At 72.2% G+C, this 15,589-nt stretch carries 11 protein-coding genes and 1 pseudogene; 5 read left to right on the top strand and 7 right to left on the bottom strand.

The features are described from left to right. Positions 1–3: 3 nt before the first annotated feature. The 3 genes from ACFOX0_RS09815 to ACFOX0_RS09805 all read left to right on the top strand — a co-directional run bounded on the left by ACFOX0_RS09815 (position 4) and on the right by ACFOX0_RS09805 (position 4,028). Positions 4–486, top strand: a complete 483-nt coding sequence (locus ACFOX0_RS09815; protein WP_377543812.1) for a hypothetical protein — start codon at positions 4–6, stop codon at positions 484–486. A 730-nt stretch (positions 487–1,216) separates the two neighbouring features. Beyond that, positions 1,217–2,362 carry a right-handed parallel beta-helix repeat-containing protein gene (locus ACFOX0_RS09810; RefSeq protein WP_377543810.1) on the top strand — a complete coding sequence of 382 codons (1,146 nt, stop codon included), beginning with the start codon at positions 1,217–1,219 and terminating at the stop codon, positions 2,360–2,362. Between the two features lie 283 nt (positions 2,363–2,645). Continuing rightward, on the top strand, positions 2,646–4,028 hold the full coding sequence (locus ACFOX0_RS09805) for a right-handed parallel beta-helix repeat-containing protein (RefSeq protein ID WP_377543808.1): 1,383 nt from the start codon (positions 2,646–2,648) through the stop codon (positions 4,026–4,028). Between the two features lie 197 nt (positions 4,029–4,225). On the opposite strand, the gene pulA is transcribed toward ACFOX0_RS09805, so the two are convergent. Then, complete coding sequence (pulA, locus tag ACFOX0_RS09800; protein WP_377543806.1) at positions 4,226–9,685, bottom strand: pullulanase-type alpha-1,6-glucosidase; 5,460 nt, start codon at positions 9,683–9,685, stop codon at positions 4,226–4,228. A gap of 195 nt (positions 9,686–9,880) precedes the next feature. Further along, positions 9,881–10,561 carry a cellulose binding domain-containing protein gene (locus tag ACFOX0_RS09795; RefSeq protein ID WP_377543804.1) on the bottom strand — a complete coding sequence of 227 codons (681 nt, stop codon included), beginning with the start codon at positions 10,559–10,561 and terminating at the stop codon, positions 9,881–9,883. Positions 10,562–10,876: 315 nt separating this feature from the next. Here ACFOX0_RS09795 and ACFOX0_RS09790 point away from each other — a divergent pair, with 315 nt between their 5' ends. Then, complete coding sequence (locus ACFOX0_RS09790; RefSeq protein ID WP_377543802.1) at positions 10,877–11,710, top strand: TrmH family RNA methyltransferase; 834 nt, start codon at positions 10,877–10,879, stop codon at positions 11,708–11,710. A 59-nt stretch (positions 11,711–11,769) separates the two neighbouring features. Here ACFOX0_RS09790 and ACFOX0_RS09785 read toward each other — a convergent pair whose 3' ends face one another. The 3 genes from ACFOX0_RS09785 to ACFOX0_RS09775 all read right to left on the bottom strand — a co-directional run bounded on the left by ACFOX0_RS09785 (position 11,770) and on the right by ACFOX0_RS09775 (position 13,880). Then, complete coding sequence (locus tag ACFOX0_RS09785; protein WP_377543799.1) at positions 11,770–12,159, bottom strand: hypothetical protein; 390 nt, start codon at positions 12,157–12,159, stop codon at positions 11,770–11,772. A gap of 37 nt (positions 12,160–12,196) precedes the next feature. After that, a complete protein-coding gene (locus tag ACFOX0_RS09780; protein WP_377543796.1) occupies positions 12,197–13,009 on the bottom strand; it encodes an RICIN domain-containing protein in 813 nt (270 codons plus the stop codon). A 142-nt stretch (positions 13,010–13,151) separates the two neighbouring features. After that, entirely contained in the window at positions 13,152–13,880 is a 729-nt protein-coding gene (locus ACFOX0_RS09775; RefSeq protein WP_377543794.1) for a hypothetical protein, read from the bottom strand. A gap of 17 nt (positions 13,881–13,897) precedes the next feature. On the opposite strand from ACFOX0_RS09775, the gene ACFOX0_RS09770 reads away from it, so the two are divergent. After that, the gene (locus ACFOX0_RS09770; protein ID WP_377543791.1) at positions 13,898–14,074 is read left to right on the top strand and encodes a hypothetical protein; all 177 of its coding nucleotides are present in this window, start codon (positions 13,898–13,900) and stop codon (positions 14,072–14,074) included. Positions 14,075–14,080: 6 nt separating this feature from the next. Here ACFOX0_RS09770 and ACFOX0_RS09765 read toward each other — a convergent pair whose 3' ends face one another. Together ACFOX0_RS09765 and ACFOX0_RS09760 are read right to left on the bottom strand one after the other, a co-directional pair. Beyond that, on the bottom strand, positions 14,081–14,602 hold the full coding sequence (locus ACFOX0_RS09765) for a hypothetical protein (RefSeq protein ID WP_377543789.1): 522 nt from the start codon (positions 14,600–14,602) through the stop codon (positions 14,081–14,083). Between the two features lie 111 nt (positions 14,603–14,713). Continuing rightward, positions 14,714–14,995: pseudogene (locus ACFOX0_RS09760) on the bottom strand (pyridoxal phosphate-dependent aminotransferase); the annotation flags it as partial. Positions 14,996–15,589 lie beyond the last annotated feature (594 nt).

Here is a 15,589-nt window from a genome sequence, read left to right as displayed (position 1 = left end):
ACAATGCCGCGGATCGGGGTCACCGGACACGTCTCGCTCGCCGACGGCACCGCCGATCTGGTCTACGCCTGCCTGGCCGAGACCCTGGCCGGCTACCCCGCGGCCGACCTGCACGGGGTCACCTGCCTGGCCGACGGGGCCGATCAGTTGTTCGCCCGCGCGATCCTCGCCCGGGGCGGCACCTACGAGGTGGTCATCCCGGCCACCGACTACCGCAGCCGGGCGGTGACCCGACACAACCTGCCCGCCTTCGACGAGTTGCTGAACCGGGCGTCGACGGTGTCGTACATGCCGTTCGCCCGGTCGGGGCGACCGGCGTACATGGCGGCCAGCCAGGAGCTGCTGCGCCGGTGCGACCTGCTGCTTGCGGTCTGGGACGGCCGCCCGTCGGCGGTGCTCGGTGACACCGCGGACGTGGTCCGGGCGGCCCAGGCGCAGGGGGTGCCGGTGACGGTCCTCTGGCCGGCCGGCGCCCGCCGCGGCTGACCGCCGACTCGCATCCAGTCCCTCCGGCCGGACCCGGAGGGCGGAGCACATCGCGAATTGTGAGCCACTTTCGCGCTGTTCGGGTTTTTATGTACCCAATGTGCGGTGTTTTCGTATAGGCCCGCGAGGTCCGTTACATCCGCTATACGGTGCTTTCAGTTGCTACAGCCCGTTTGTAGCGGTCCACGCCCGACATGGCGGTGCGACCACGTCTCGCAGCGAGAAAGAACGGAGCATCATGTCCCAGAATTCATCGAAGCATGCACACTCCTCGACCCCGTTGGGGCGTGGAGTCGGGCGTCGGGCCCGGTGGCTCGCCGCCGGGGTGGCCGGCGTGGCCGGACTCGCGGCGGTCAGCGCGATCACCGGCGTGCCGGCCCTGGGCGCCCTGACCCGACCCAGCTCGAGCGCCTCGACCAGCCCCGGCGGCCTGGGTAGCCCGGGAGCACCCGGCAGCCCGGGAGCACCCGGCAGCCCAGGAGCGCCCGGTAGCCCGGGAGCGCCCGGCAGCCCAGGAGCACCCGGCAGCCCAGGAGCACCCGGCAGCCCGGGAGCACCCGGCAGCCCAGGAGCAAGCACCAGCCCAGGAGCACCCGGCAGCCCACAAGCACCCGGCAGCCCACAAGCACCCGGCAGCCCACAAGCACCCACCAGCCCACAAGCACCCACCAGCCCAGGAGCACCCACCAGCCCGGGAGCGCCCGGTGGCCAGAACTCCGACACCCGGTCGGTGCCCTGCGATCCCGACCGGCTGATCGCGGCGATCAGCCTGGCCAATGCCGGTGGTGCCGCCATCCTGCAACTGGCCGACAACTGCACCTACAGCCTCTCGACGGTCGGGGTGGGAGCGGCGGCCAACGACGGGCTGCCCGTCATCACCCAGCCCATCAGCATCGTCGGTAACAACACCTCGATCGTCCGCGCCGCCAGCGCGGCCGCGTTTCGGCTCTTCGATGTCGGCGTCGGTGGCTCCCTGTCGCTCAAGGGACTGACCCTCAACGGCGGCCAGGTGACCGCCACGGGGACCCAGGGCGCCACGGGGACCGAGGGTGGCGGGGCCATCCTGGTCCGGGCCGGTGGATCGCTCACGGTCGAGAACACCAGCGTCTCGCGGAACGCCGTGCTGGGTGCCGGTGCCGGTGGCGGTGCCATCGCGAACTACGGCACCGCCGAGATCAAGACCAGCAACGTCACGTTCAACACCAGCACCGGCGACGGCGGCGGCATCCTGAACGCCGGCCTGCTGCGGCTTACGGACGTCAATCTGACCGACGACCGCAGCACCGCCGGCAACGGAGGCGGACTGGCCAATGCGGCCGGCGGCAACGCGCTGCTGGTGCGGACCACCGTCAGCAATGACACCGCAGCGGGCAACGGCGGTGGCATCTTCGCCGCCGGCGGTAGCATCACCCAGGTCCAGGACAGCGAGATCAGCGAGGACACCGCACTCGGCAACGGTGGCGGCATCTTCAACCTCGGTGCGTTCACGCTCCTGGGGAGCACGGTTCACCGGAACGATGCCATCACCAACGGCGGTGGTGTCTACAACAACGGGCAGTTCGTGAGCGAGGACTCCACGGTCTCCGACAACACGGCCAACCAGGCCGGCGGCGGGATCCTCAACGGCGCGGCCGGCACGCTGGTCCTGCGTCGGGACGAGATCAGCCGCAACTCCGCGGGCACGACCGGTGGCGGTATCGCGAACCTCGGCGGCACGATTTCGGAAATCGGGACGACGGTGATCGACAACTCCGCGGTCACCGGGCCGGGCGGCATCTTCAGCACGACGCCGTTGACGGTGGACGCGCAGTCGCTGGCCATTCGCAACCGGCCGAGCAACTGCACGGCCGGCGTGGTCCCGAACTGCTTCGGCTGAGCCGGGATCCGCGGCGGCTCCACGGTGGAGCGACCGCGCCGACACACCTGGAAACCGAGCGGCCCGTCTCATCCGGCAACCGGTGGGACGGGCCGCTCAACTTTCCAGCCCACTCGTGCAAGTTTGTTCTGTTTTGTATCTAAGGTGCGATGTTTCAAGTGGCAGCCAATATCCGGCAGTAGCACCGCTATCGTGACGATTGATCATTTAAATCCTTCTTGGGCGAATCAGCCGTCGACGTCCCGATGCGGCGGAGCCCAGGTACGCGGGGGAACGGAGCGTCATGTCCAACGACCAACAGAGCTATCCAGACCCGCCGCGCCCGGTCAGCCGGGCCGGCGGGCGACAAGTTCGCCGGCTCGTCGCCGGCATGACCGGTGTCGCCGCGGTCGCCACGGTCGGCGTCCTCGCCGCCACACCGCACCTGGCTGTGCTGTTCCGGCGGAACGTCGACCCGGCCGCGGTCTACGGCGGCCCGCCGGCCAATATCGGCCAGCCGGGTCCGAGCGCGCCGACCGGCTCGAGCGAGCAGCCCGGCGACGACCCCGCAGCCCAGCCGGTCGCCTGCGCCGCCGACAAGCTGATCGCGGCTGTCGACCTGGCCAACAGCGGCCGCGGCGGCACTCTCAAGCTCGCCGAAAACTGCACCTACCTGCTGACCGCCGGGCAGGCATTCAACCCGAACAGCCCGACCGGGACCGGGAACGGCCTGCCGGCCATCACCCAGCGCATCACGCTCACCGGCAAGAACACCTCGATCGTCCGGGCGGCCAGCGCCGCCGCGTTCCGGATCTTCGAGGTCGCCCCCGGCGGGGACCTCACCCTGGAAGGCCTGACCGTTAACGGCGGTCAGGCCCCGGCCGCCGACCCCCGGGGCGGCGGCGGGATCCTGGTCGACGCCCTGGGTTCCCTCACCGTCCGTGCGAGCAGCCTCACCCACAACCAGGCCCTCGACGCCCCGGGCGGCGGCGCGATCTCCAACAACGGCTCGACCTCCCTCTCCCACACCCTGATCAGCGACAACAGCACGCTCGGCAGCGGTGGCGGCATCCGGAGCACCGGCATCCTGACGTTCCTGGACGTCGAGGTGCTGCACAACAGCGCCGCGCAGCGCGCCGGCGGCCTCTTCGTGTCGGCCGGCAGCCTGCTGACGGACGGGGTGACGGTGCACCACAACACCGCGGGGACCCTCGGCGGCGGCATCTTCGTCAACCCGGCCACGACCGTCAAGCTGATGTACTGCACGGTCAGCGGCAACCGGGCCACCGGCAGCGGCGGCGGCATCGAGAACGGCGGTCAGCTCACCCTGCGGCAGTGCACGGTCAATAGGAACACCGCCACCGCCGGCGGTGGCATCGACAACGCCGCGGGGCAGACCGTCATCGAGGGTGGCGAGGTCCGCGGCAACTTCGCCACCCAGGGCGACGGCGGGGGCATCCGCAACACCGGCGCGCTGGTCGTCCGGCAGGCCGGGCTCGTTCGCAACGAGGCGATCGGGCCGGCCTCGGCCGGGGGCGGCATCGCCAACCTCGGCGGTACCGTCTCGCTCACCGAGACCAGGGTGACCGACAACTCCGCCGCCATCGCGCCCGGCGGTATCGCCACCAACGTGCCGATCACGGTGGACGCCAAGTCGGTCATCGGGCGCAACCGGCCGACCGACTGAACGCTTTTCAACCTCCCCTTGCGGTCCGTCGTTGGCGCAGGTCGAAACGGTGCCCAAGCGCCGCGTGGTTCAGGTTGAAAAGGTTCACCGCACGCCCGCCTGGTGCCGAACTGCGTCGGCTGAGCCCGGCGAGCCCGACTCCGGGAGGCCGGCGTACCCGCGAGCGGGTGCGCCGGCCTCCCGCCGTACGGGAAGGGTCAGCCCCGCTGCACGAAGACCGCCACGCTGCGCCCCGGCACGGTGAACGTGCCGCTCGCCCGGTCGAACGACGCGGTGCGCAGCACCGGGTCGGCCGACCCGCGCAGCACCGGGTGCAGCGCCACGTCGGCGCCGCGCAGCCCCGCGACGGTCTGCCTCGCCGCCGCCGGACCGGCGTTGAAGACCACGGTCACCGAGGTCCACTGCCGGTCCAGGCCGCGACCGTCCAGCCGCATGGTGAGCACGCCGGGGGTCTCCTGCTCGCCGGAGAGCGGGAAGGACACCCGCCGCTGCACGTCGGCCGCCGTGGGCAGGCCGAACACCGGCGACGAGGCCCGGATCCGCAGCAGCTCGGCGTAGCGGGCGTCGGTCAGGTCGATCGCCGCGCAGTCCGGCACCAGCTTCGGGTCGGCCAGCAGCGGCTTCGCGTACGGCCACTTGTCCTTGTTGTCCTGCTCCGGCGGCAGGCCGGCGCCGAAGCCGTTGCCGTCGGCGCAGTTCCAGCGGATCTGGTTGAACCAGTCACCGGAGTTGAACGAGTTGCGATCGAGGGACTTGGAGCGCAGCCGCTCCGACCCGGCCGTGACGAACCCGGTGCCCTGCGACATCAGCGCGGTGGACAGGGCGAGCACCTGCATCCGGGCCCGGTCCGTCGCGTCGGTGCCCTGCGGCAGCTTGTACGCCAGCGCGTCGTACAGGATCTCGTTGTCGTGCGCGTCGACGTACGTGACGGCCTCCCCCGGCGCCGCGGTGTAGCCGGCCGGGGCACCGTTGTAGTCGACCTCGGCGCCGGTGACCGGCCGCCCGGCCGAGTCGGTGAACCGGTAACCGGCCAGGTTGCCGGTCAGACCGACCTTGAGCAGGTCCTGGTAGTGCAGCAGCCGGGCCTTCTGCTCGGCCGCCGTTCCGTTGACCGGGTCGCCGTTCGGGTCGGTGAACAGGCCGGAGGCGAAGCCCTGCACGCGCGGGTTGGCGTCGAACGGACCGCCGCCGCGCACCGCGTCGCGCAGCCGGTCGTTGAAGGTGCCGATCCCGGTGCCGGCCATGTTGGCCTGGGTGGCCTGGACGAACCGGGCGTTGTCGGCCACCTCGCCGAAGTTCCAGCCCTCGCCGTAGAGCAGGATCGCCCGGCCGTCGACGCCGTCACGGTTGACCGTCAGCTTGTCCAGGGCGGCCCGGACGGCCAGGATGTTGGCCTTCGGGTGGTGACCCATCAGATCGAACCGGAAACCGTCCACCTTGTACGCCGTCGCCCAGGTGACGATCGAGTCGACCACCAGCTTGCCCATCATCGCGTGTTCCGGCGCGGTGTTGGCGCAGCAGGTGGAGTTGGCCACCGTACCGTCGTCGAGCAGCCGGTGGTAGTAGCCCGGGACGATCTGGTCCAGCACCGACTTCGGGTCGGTGCCGGCGGCCGAGGTGTGGTTGTAGACGACGTCCATCACCACCCGCAGCCCGGCGTCGTTGACGCCCTGCACCATCTGCCGGAACTCGGTGGTCCGGTGCGCGCCGTCCGGGTCGACCGCGTAGCCGCCCTCCGGCACGGTGTAGTGCAGCGGGTCGTACCCCCAGTTGTAGCCGTCGGTGTCGGCGACCTTTGCGACGCAGGCCTGCTGCCGGTCGGAGTCCGGCGGCAGCGCCGCCAGGTCGCACGGCGGCTGCTGCTGGTCGGCCCGGCGTTCCGGGACGGTGGCGAAGTCGAACGCCGGCAGCAGGTGCAGGTGGGTGACCCCGGCGTCGCCGAGCGCCTTGAGGTGTTTCATGCCGACGCTGGCCGGGTCGGTGAACGCGCCGTAGGTGCCGCGCTGCGCGGCCGGCACACTGCTGTCGGCGATCGAGAAGTCGCGCACCGACAGCTCCTGGACCTGCGCCTTCGCCGCCGGGACGGCCGGTGGCTTGCGCAGCCCGGCCCAGCCGGTCGGCGCCAACCGCTGGTCGGCGAGGTCGACGATCTGGCTGTGCGTCGAGTCGGCGGCCAGGGCCACCGAGTACGGGTCGGTCACCGCCGCGGTGACCATCTTCCGCGCCGCCGGTTGCCAGGCTTCGACCTGGTAGCGGTAGTAGCGGCCGGTCCAGCTCCGGTCGCCGCGCACCGACCAGACCCCGGTGCGCTCGTCGCGGCGCATGGCGACGGTACGCGGCGCGGCGGTCGGGGTGTCGAACAGTTGCAGCGACACGGTGCGCGCGGTGGGCGCCCACACCGACAGGGTGGGCCGGCCACCGGCGAAGGTGGCGCCCAGCCGGGCGTCGGTCGCGGCCGGGTACAGGTCGTCGAGCGCGCCGGGGATCTGCACGCCGGTGGCCGACAGCAGGTTGCCCGCGTCGTCCCGCTCGGTGACCACGAGCTGCCCGCGCAGCAGGTCCTTGGCCCGGGCCTGGTCGCGTGCGTCCAGGCCGAAGGTGTGGTAGCTCCACAACTGCGGGAACCGCGCCCGCTGGGCCTCGGTGAGCCCGTCGCGCCGGGCGTGCAGTTCCACCGACGTGTACGTCCCGGTCAGCCTGCCGTCCACGACGGAGAGCCCGCCGTTCGGGGCGGAGACCAGGTCGTACCGCCGGCCGTCGGTGGGGCCGGCCTGCCACGCCACGGTGGCCCGGTCGATCCACTGTGCCCTCTGCTTGGTGATGTCGAGGTCGTGCTTGACGCCGGCGGTGCCGGGCAGCAGCCGGCCGGGGGTGCCGGCGAGCAGCCACACCTCGCGGCCGGCCGCGGCGAAGTCGAGCCGCTGGTCGTCGGGGAGGTCCTTGGCGTCACCGTTGTGGACGATGTAGTTCAGCCCGGTGGCGCCGGCGGCCAGCGGCACCCGGAAGGTGACCCCGTACGCGTCCGGGGTGCCGGTCAGCGGGTGCGCCCAGTCGGTCGGGTCGGCCGCACCGTCCCAGACGTGCAGCCCCCAACCGGCGTAGTTGCCGTCGGCCCGCCGGTAGTGGATCGCGGCGGTGGACTCGTCACCCGGCGGATCCGGTTGCCCGGTGGCCGCCTGGCGGGTGGGATAGATCGCCGGGTCGCCCTGCTTGACCCACACCTCACCGGTCTGCGTCACGTCGATCGTCCGGTCCACCGCGACGTCCTTGTCGCCGGCCTTGTCGACCACCAGGAAGCCGACCGACTTCGCGCCGGGCTTGAGCTTCACCCAGGCGAACCGGCCGTAGGAGTCCTCGCCGGCGAACGGTTGCCCGGCCGGCCAGGTGGTCACGTACGCCGGGTCGATGTCGCCCCAGGCGTAGAGGCCCCAGCCGTCGTAGCCGCCGGCCGGACGCTGGTAGTGCACCACGGCCCAGTCCCGGGAGGCCGCCTCGGGCGGGGTGCCCACCCGGGCGGTGGACCGGGCGGTGGCGGTACGTCCCGTGGTGTCGCGCACCACCGCCTTGTACTCGATCCGGGCCCCGGCCGGCAACCCGGTCAGGTCGTGGTACACCCGGTACGGTGCCCGGTCGGCGGCGCCGAGCAGGGTCCACGGGCCGCCGTCGACCCGGGCGGCCACCGTCACCGTGGCGAGCGGGTCACCGGTCACGTCGGCGACCACGCCGGCCCGGGTGGCGACGGTCCCGTTCGGTGCCGGGTCGGTGATCCGGACGGTCGGCGCGGCCGACGGCAGCGGGACGGGGGTGCCGGCCCGGTAGACGACGGCGGACATCGGCGGCACGGTCACGGCCAGTTTGCCGTCCGCGCCGGCCGTCGTGCCGCCGGTGGCGCCGTAGACGCCGGTGAAGGTCGTGCCCGCCGACCAGGTGTCCACGGTGACCTTTCGTCCGGTGTTCGCGTTGTTGACCGCCACCAGGTACTCGACCCGGTCGGTCGGGTCGATCCGGGAGAAGGCGAAGACGCCGGCGGTGTCCGCGGCGTACCGGGTGACCTGCACGCCGTCGCGCAACGCGGGGTGCTGGCGGCGCAGCGCGCCGAGTTCGGCGATGGTCCGGTAGAGCGGGTGATTCGGGTCGAACTGATCGGACGCGTGGGTCCGGTCGGTGCCGATCAGGTCGTCGTCGAGGTAGTCGGCGGTCTTCGAGGCGAACATGTCCTGCCGGGCGTCCTTGTCGCCGCCCGGTCCGGTGAAGCCCTGCTCGTCGCCGGAGTAGACGACCGGCTGGCCCCGGGTGAGGAACATCAGCTGGTGGGCGAGCCGGTCGCGGGCGAGTTCGGCGGCCGGGTCCTGCTTCCCGGCCGCGATGAACGAGCCGATCCGGCCCATGTCGTGGTTGCCGAGGAAGGTCGGCAACCGGTTCGCGTCGGTGTCCCGCGAGGAGTAGAGGTCGTCCTTGGCGTAGACGTCGGCGAGCGCCTTGGCGGGGCCGCCGGCCGCGGCGTAACCGCGGGCCGCCTCCTGGAAACTGAAGTCCAGGGTGGCCGGCAGGCCACCGCGGCGCACGTACGTCGACTCGATCTCCGGGTCGGCGCTGTAGACCTCGCCGAACATGAAGAAGTCGGGCTTGCCGGCCCGGTCGGCGGCGCGCCTGATGCCCTGGCTGAACTGGGGCCAGAAGTCCAGGTTGGTGTGCTTGACGGTGTCCAGCCGGAAGCCGTCGATGCCGGTGTCGCGGACCCAGTCGGCGTAGATGTCGGTCATGCCCCGGACCACCTCGGGTCGTTCGGTCCACAGGTCGTCGAGGCCGAAGAAGTCGCCGTACTCGCTGTTCTCGCCCGCGAAGGTGGAGTCGCCGCGGTTGTGGTACATGGTCGGGTCGTTGAGCCAGGCCGGGGTCTTGGCGCGCGCGTCGGCCGGGGTGGCGAAGGTCGGCGGGTACGGGAACGAGCGCAGGTTCACCGCGGGGAAGGCCCGGCTGCCGTCGGCGTAGTTGCGGTCCTCGAACGCCCGCCCCTGGGCGTCCCGGTACGGCTTGGTGGTCTTGTCCACGTAGGTGTACTTGTTCTCGGCGTACCGGATGACGTCGGCGGTGTGGTTCACGATCACGTCGAGAAAGATCTTGATGCCCCGCCGGTGCGCCTGGTCGATCAGCCGCTTCAGGTCCGCGTTCGTGCCGAAGTGCGGGTCGACCTGGGTGAAGTCGGTGATCCAGTAACCGTGGTAGCCGGCCGACACGTCCGAGCCGGTGCCCTGCACCGGACGGTTCTTGAAGATGGGCGCGAGCCAGATCGCGGTGGTGCCGAGGCCCTGGATGTAGTCCAGCCGGTCCAGCACCCCCAACAGGTCACCGCCGTGGTAGAAGCCCTTGTCGGTCGGGTCGTAGCCGGTGGCGAGCCGGTCGCCGGTCAGACCGCCGCGGTCGTTGCGCGGGTCGCCGTTGGCGAACCGGTCCGGCAGCATGAAGTAGTACTGCTCGCCCTTGGCCCGCGGGCGGGTGGCGGCCGCGGCCAGGACGTCGGCGGACGGCTCGGCGGCCCACTGCTGCGCGCCGGTGGCCGAGGCCGCCGGTCGGGGCGCGGCGTCGGCGCCGACCTGGGGTACGGCGACCGGCGCGCCGACCAGGGAGAGAGCGAGCAGCCCGGCGGCTGCGAACACGGTGGCTCGGTGACGATGCGGGGGTGTCATCGACGGCCTTTCTGTGGTCGCTGATTCGCCCGCACGCTAGCCCCTGTGAAAGCGCTTGTGCAATACCTTGCAAACACGGTCGCAACATGAACCAATACTTGCGCAAGAAACGCCGATCGACGGGCACGGCGAGGCCCGTCGATCCACATCGGAGCAGGTGGAAGGTCAGGTCACGACGCAGCTGGCGCCGTTCACCTGACAGCCGCTCGGCCGGCCGTCGCCGCCCGTACGGCTGTACTGGAACCGCAACAACGCCGTGCCGTCCGGCCGGAGCGCCACGCCGCTGGTGAAGACGGACCGGGCGCCGGAGCGGTGGCCGGTGCCCTGGGGCTGACCCTCGATCCAGAAGGTCCGCAGCTCCCCCACCTGCGCGGGCCAGGTCAGCGTCACCGTCCAGGACCGGGTCGACGAGGACACGTTGCGCACCAGCACCTCGCCGATGAAGGTGTCCGGCCAACCCTGGGTCACCTGGTAACGGCCGCTCATCTGCGGCGGACCGGGCGGCGGCCCGGGGTCAGGCGGGTTCTGACCGGCGGGCGGGTTCTGGCCGGCCGGCGGCTGGCCCGGTGGCGGCGCCTCCGCCGGTGGGGGCGGCTCGGCCCGTCGGCTCGCGGCACCGCGACCGCCGGTGACCGGGGTCGGCGAGTCGGGCACCATCGGACCGCCGGACGCCACCGGGAACGGCTCCTGCTGCGCGGGCTGGCCGACCGCCGGTGGCAGCAGCGGCGCGCCCGGCGGGTCGGTCAACGGCAGGCCGGGACGTCGCTGTGGGATCAGCGTGCCGAGCGCGATGAGGAAGAGACTCACCATCATCGCCGCGCCGACCACCACCACGAGCCATGGCACCGAGGCGAGTGGCCCGGGTGTCCGCCCCTCGTCCTTGGCAACGGCATGAGCGCCGGACATTTGCCTCCCCGGTCCCGTTACGACTCAAGCCTTCCGTCTCCGGAAGTTTTCGGCCCGCAGAGCGTAGCGATCCCTGACTATCTCGGCAACGGGAGATGTCCGGTCGGACCAGGTTTTCCGCCCGCGCAGCCGGTGGATGCGGGACGCTCCGCCGTGCTCACCTCGGTCGCGCCGGGAGTCCGTTCGCCGGGGACCGCCCTGGTTTGGTGTACTACGTCGCGTGCCGGCGCCGCCACCGGCCGGAAAGGACCGGCGATGCCCAGGACCCTGCGGGTCACCACGCGTAACGCGACCTTCCAGCAGTGGCAGGCCCTGCTGACCAACCGCACCAAACGCCAGCGGACCGGCGAGTTCCTGGTCCAGGGGGTACGACCGGTCAGCCTCGCCGTCGAACACGGCTGGGACGTCACGGCGCTGCTGTACGCCGACGACCGGCCGCTGTCCGAATGGGCCCGCCGGACGTTGGCCGAGGTCCCCGGGGCGACCCCGGTCGCGATGGCCCCCGACCTGCTGCACGAACTCGGCGGGAAGTCCGACGAGGCGCCGGAACTGCTCGCCGTGGTCCGGCTGCGCGCCGACGACCTGACCCGCGTACCGGCGGGACCGGACCTGTTGGCGGTGGTGTTCGACCGGCCGACCACCCCCGGCAACATCGGCACCCTGGTCCGGTCGGCCGACGCGTTCGGCGCCGCCGGGCTGGTCGTCACCGGGCACGCCGCCGACCCGTACGACCCGAAGGCGGTCCGGGCCAGCACCGGTTCGCTGCTGGCCCTGCCGGTGGTACGGGTGCCGTCGCAGCACGCCGTGCTGGACTGGGTGGCCGGGCTGCGCGCCGACGGCCTGCCGGTGCGGATCGTCGGCACCGACGAGAACGGCGGCACGGACGTCGCCGGGGACGACCTGACCGGACCGACCGTCCTGGTGATCGGGAACGAGACGCGCGGCCTCAGCAGCGCCTGGCGGGACGCCTGCGACCGGATGGTCCGGATTCCGATGACCGGCGCCGCCAGTTCCCTGAACGCCGCGAGCGCCGGCACGGTGGTGCTGTACGAGGCGGCCCGGCAACGTCGTACCGCCGGGCCGCACTGACCACACCGGACCCGGCGGTCGACCGGCCCGGACCCGGCGGTCGGCCCGGCGCGGATCGGTCAGCCGGCCCGGATCACGGTGCAGATGACCGGGCCGTGGTCGGTCGTCCGCAGCAGGTACTCGAAGCACTCCCCCGGCACCGCCCGACCCTGGCTGTCCAGGTACTCCCACTCCACCGCCACCGAGGTGAGCAGCGCCGACACCCGGCGTACGTCCCGGATCTGGGCGTTCGCGGCGATCAGCTCGCGGTCGGCGTAGTCCGGTGCCGCGCCGACGAAGGACAGCGCGATGGCCGCCGGCGAGGTGAACGAGAAGCTGTAGGTGTCGGCGACCACCATGCCCGGCAGGGCGTAGCAGCCGGCGATGGCCGGCACGTCGGCCGTGGTCAGCGCCGCGCCGTACCGGTCGAAGAACTCGGTCAGCGCGTCGAGATCCGTGGAGGCGTTCACGGGATGGGCAGTTTCCGCGCCGGCCGACCGGCAAACCTCAGTTCAGCAGTCGCCACCTCTGGTTCGCGCCGCCGTTGCAGGACCAGAGGACGATCTGTGTGCCGTTGCCGGTGCGGGCGAAGTACGCGTCCAGACACAGCCCGGACCGCTCGCCGACGACGGTACCGTCGAATCTGATCGTCCATCGCTGGTGGCTTCCACCGTCGCAGTCCCAGATCACCGCCGGGGTGCCGTCGGTGGTGCCGCGATTGCCGGCCGTCAGGCACTTGTTCCCGTACAGGACGATCTGCTGAGCCGCGGTGTAGGTCCAGCGCTGGTTGTAGCCGCCGTTGCAGTCCCACAGCTGGGCCTGCGTGCCGTTGGCCGTACCGAAGTTGTCGATGTCCAGGCAGCGCCTCGACTGACCGCCCATGAGCATGACGTTGCTCGGGCCGTCCCGGGAGGGCCCGTTGGCGTTACCGCCGGCGGGCGGCAATCCGTGCTGGCCGGCGCCCGGCGCGTTCCCGCCCGGATCGGACCGGGTCGGCTGGGTCGTCGGTGGCGGCTCGGCCCGGCGGCTGGTGGCACCCCGGCCGCCGGGCAACGGTGCCGGCGAGTCGGTCATCGGGCCGTCGGAGGCCACCGGGAGGGGAAGCTGCTCCGACGACGGGTCACGCGCCGGCAACAGCGGCGCACCCTGTTGGTTCGTCAACGGCAGCCCGGGCTGCCGGTGGGGCAGCATGGTGCCCAACGCGATCAGGAACAGGCTCACCATCATCGCCGCGCCGACCACCACGACGAGCCACGGGATGGAGGCGAGTGGACCGGGCATCCGCCGCTCGTCCTTGACAAGGGCATGGTCACCAGACATTGGCCTCCCCGCTCCGGTAGCGGCCCGACTCGTGGGAGCGCGGAACCTCGGCCCGCCAGAGCGTAACGATCTACTTCCTGGGAGGCAACGGGGGAAACCGGTCCATATGGGATTCCCGTACCGTCGAGGGGGCCCGACGGGATCAACGCGGCGGGATGCTGACCATGATCTCGCTGCCGAGCCGCGCCCCGTCGGCCAGTTCCAGGTCGTCGCCGCTCCAGAACCGGCCCGGGTCGTACCAGTTGGGGCGCCGGCCGGCCGGCAGCAGCCCCATCGCCTCGTACGTCACCGCCACCACCTCGGCGCAGTAGGCCGTCTCCAGCGCCCGGTCCCCGGCGGCGGCCGACGGCGACCGGTCCGCGTCGACTGCCGACGGCGACCGGTCCGCGTCGGGTGCGGTGAACGGGCGGGCGATCCGGCGACCGCCGGGCAGCCGGACGTCCGGCACCCGGCCCCGGACCCAGCGCCAGGCGAGTTGCGCGGTGGACGGGAACGGGGTGCCGTCCAGCCGGGCGACGGTACGCAGCACCGCGTCCTCCATCTGCCGCGCGGCCGGTGGTTCGAGCTGGCGCAGCCAGGCCCGCTGGCCGTACCGGTTCGCCCAGACACAGACGGCGTCCCGCAGGTCGTGCAGTTGCACGCCGCGGTGGTGCCCGCCGGCCCACAGGTCGGGCAGCGACCTGCCGAGTTCGGCGTGCCACATCAGCGGCGGCATGTCGTCCAGCACCACCGCCATGCCGACGTGGTTGACCGGGCTGTTGGTGGTGAGCTGGATGGCCCGGTCGGGCGCGCTCCGGCCCCGGAAGACCCAGACGTCGCCGGTCCGGGTCAGCTCCACCGCCTCGTCCAGGCTGATGCTGGTCTGAGTCACCCGACTACATTAGGCGGATGCGGTGGTGGAAGGTACTGGGCCTGGCCAGCTTCGTCGGCGTCGCGGCCACCGGAGTGGTGATCGCCCGCGCCGAGCGGCAGCGGCGGGCGTACACACCGGACGAGATCCGGCTCCGGCTGCGTGAGCGGCACGCGGAGGCCGGCGGCGGTCAGCCGCCGCAGGGCGCGGCCTGACCGCGGCTACGCCGGGGCGGGAAGGCCGTACCGGGCGGCGTGTTCGGCGTCGGCCGGGTCGATCTGCCGCAGTCCCTCGTCGGCGAGCCGCTTGTTCACCTCGTCCAGGTTCTCCCGGACGTACCGGGCCTCCTCGTCAGTGACCCGGCCCCGGTGCGGCTTGCCGGCGTGCTCCGGCGTCGAGTAGTCGGGCCGGTCCGCGGCCCGGCGCGGCGCGCGGGCCGGCTTGACCCGCTCGGCGGTCCGCAGCAACTGCGCCATCGGTACGTCGGTGGCGAGTTCGTCGAACTCGGCCGCGGTCAGCGTCACCCGGCGTGGTTCGCCGTTGCCGTGCCGGTCGTAGATCTCCACGACCGCGACGTCCAAGGCCGCGTCGTCGATGCTCTCCACCTCGACGGGACGGGCCTCCAACTGCACCGGACCGGCGACCAGGTCGGGGTGCTCCAGCACCACGACGCGGACCACGTCGTCCTCGTGTCGCAGAACCTCGCCGCTGAAGTCGGAGATGTGAACGGTCTTCTTGCCCATGCTGTCGGAACTCCTGGTCGGTGGGACGCGCTGCCAGAGCCAGCAGACGAACTTACCCGACAGGTGTGCGAACGCGTCGGCAGGACACGGCCCGCGGGCCGGACCGGGCGGTCAGCGAACCGCCGCCGCGATCCGACGGACCGCCTCGGCCAGCAGGTCCGGCGAGGTGGCCAGGTTGAGCCGGACGTGCCCGGCTCCGCCGGTGCCGAAATCCGGCCCGGAGTTCAGCGCGACCCGACCCCGGTCGAGGAAGACCGCCGCCGGATCGTCGGCCAGGTCCAGCGGGCGGCAGTCCAGCCACGCGAGGTAGGTGCCCTGCGGCGGCCGGTAGCCCACGGTGGGCAGGTGCTCGGCGAGCAGGTCGGCCAGCGCCCGCCGGTTGCCGTCCAGTCCCGCCGCGGGCGATCGCGTCGGTGACGGCCCGGACCACCGGCTCGGCGAGCGGTACGTCCATCTCCGCCACCCACAGCGGCAGGACGTCCGGCGGGTAGTTCCGCCACTTCATGCTGGTGCGGCTGCGCAACTCGGCCAACGTCAACATGCGCAACGGATTCGTCATGACCGCACGCTACCGAGCACCCACCCGCCTCGCATCCGGCCGGATCCGGACACGTGGCACCAAACCGGAACACCGCCCGGCGGCCCCGGCACCGACGCCCTGGCCGGAATGTCCGGATCGATGCCCCGATCGGGGTGGCGAAATGTCCGGATCGGCGGAATCGGTCGGCGGTCGGCGGCGTTGAAGACCCCGTACGACCGCAGCAGCGACCCCCGGCCGCGCCGGGCTTCCGGCGCCGTCCCGTGACCGCCGCAGCGCAGGCCGACGGGGCCGGGAACATCCCCGGGCCCCGGCCGGTTACACCTCCCGACCCGCGCACCGCCCCATCCCCGACCGGGGCGACGAGAGACGCGCGACGCGGCCCCCCAGCCGCACACCCCCGAGTGAAAGGCGATCACCACCATGACCACCTTCACCCGTTTCCTCCC

The organism is Micromonospora zhanjiangensis, assembly GCF_042650605.1.
GTDB lineage: Bacteria > Actinomycetota > Actinomycetes > Mycobacteriales > Micromonosporaceae > Micromonospora_J > Micromonospora_J zhanjiangensis.
This window is presented reverse-complemented; position numbering and strand designations above follow the sequence as displayed.

Excerpts from the sequence above, each read along its gene's own strand:
- ACFOX0_RS09780 (WP_377543796.1), bottom strand. The coding sequence starts at position 13,009 with ATGTCTGGTGACCATGCCCTTGTCAAGGACGAGCGGCGGATGCCCGGT.
- ACFOX0_RS09770 (WP_377543791.1), top strand. The coding sequence starts at position 13,898 with ATGCGGTGGTGGAAGGTACTGGGCCTGGCCAGCTTCGTCGGCGTCGCG.
- ACFOX0_RS09815 (WP_377543812.1), top strand. The coding sequence starts at position 4 with ATGCCGCGGATCGGGGTCACCGGACACGTCTCGCTCGCCGACGGCACC.
- ACFOX0_RS09805 (WP_377543808.1), top strand. The coding sequence starts at position 2,646 with ATGTCCAACGACCAACAGAGCTATCCAGACCCGCCGCGCCCGGTCAGC.
- ACFOX0_RS09765 (WP_377543789.1), bottom strand. The coding sequence starts at position 14,602 with ATGGGCAAGAAGACCGTTCACATCTCCGACTTCAGCGGCGAGGTTCTG.
- ACFOX0_RS09790 (WP_377543802.1), top strand. The coding sequence starts at position 10,877 with ATGCCCAGGACCCTGCGGGTCACCACGCGTAACGCGACCTTCCAGCAG.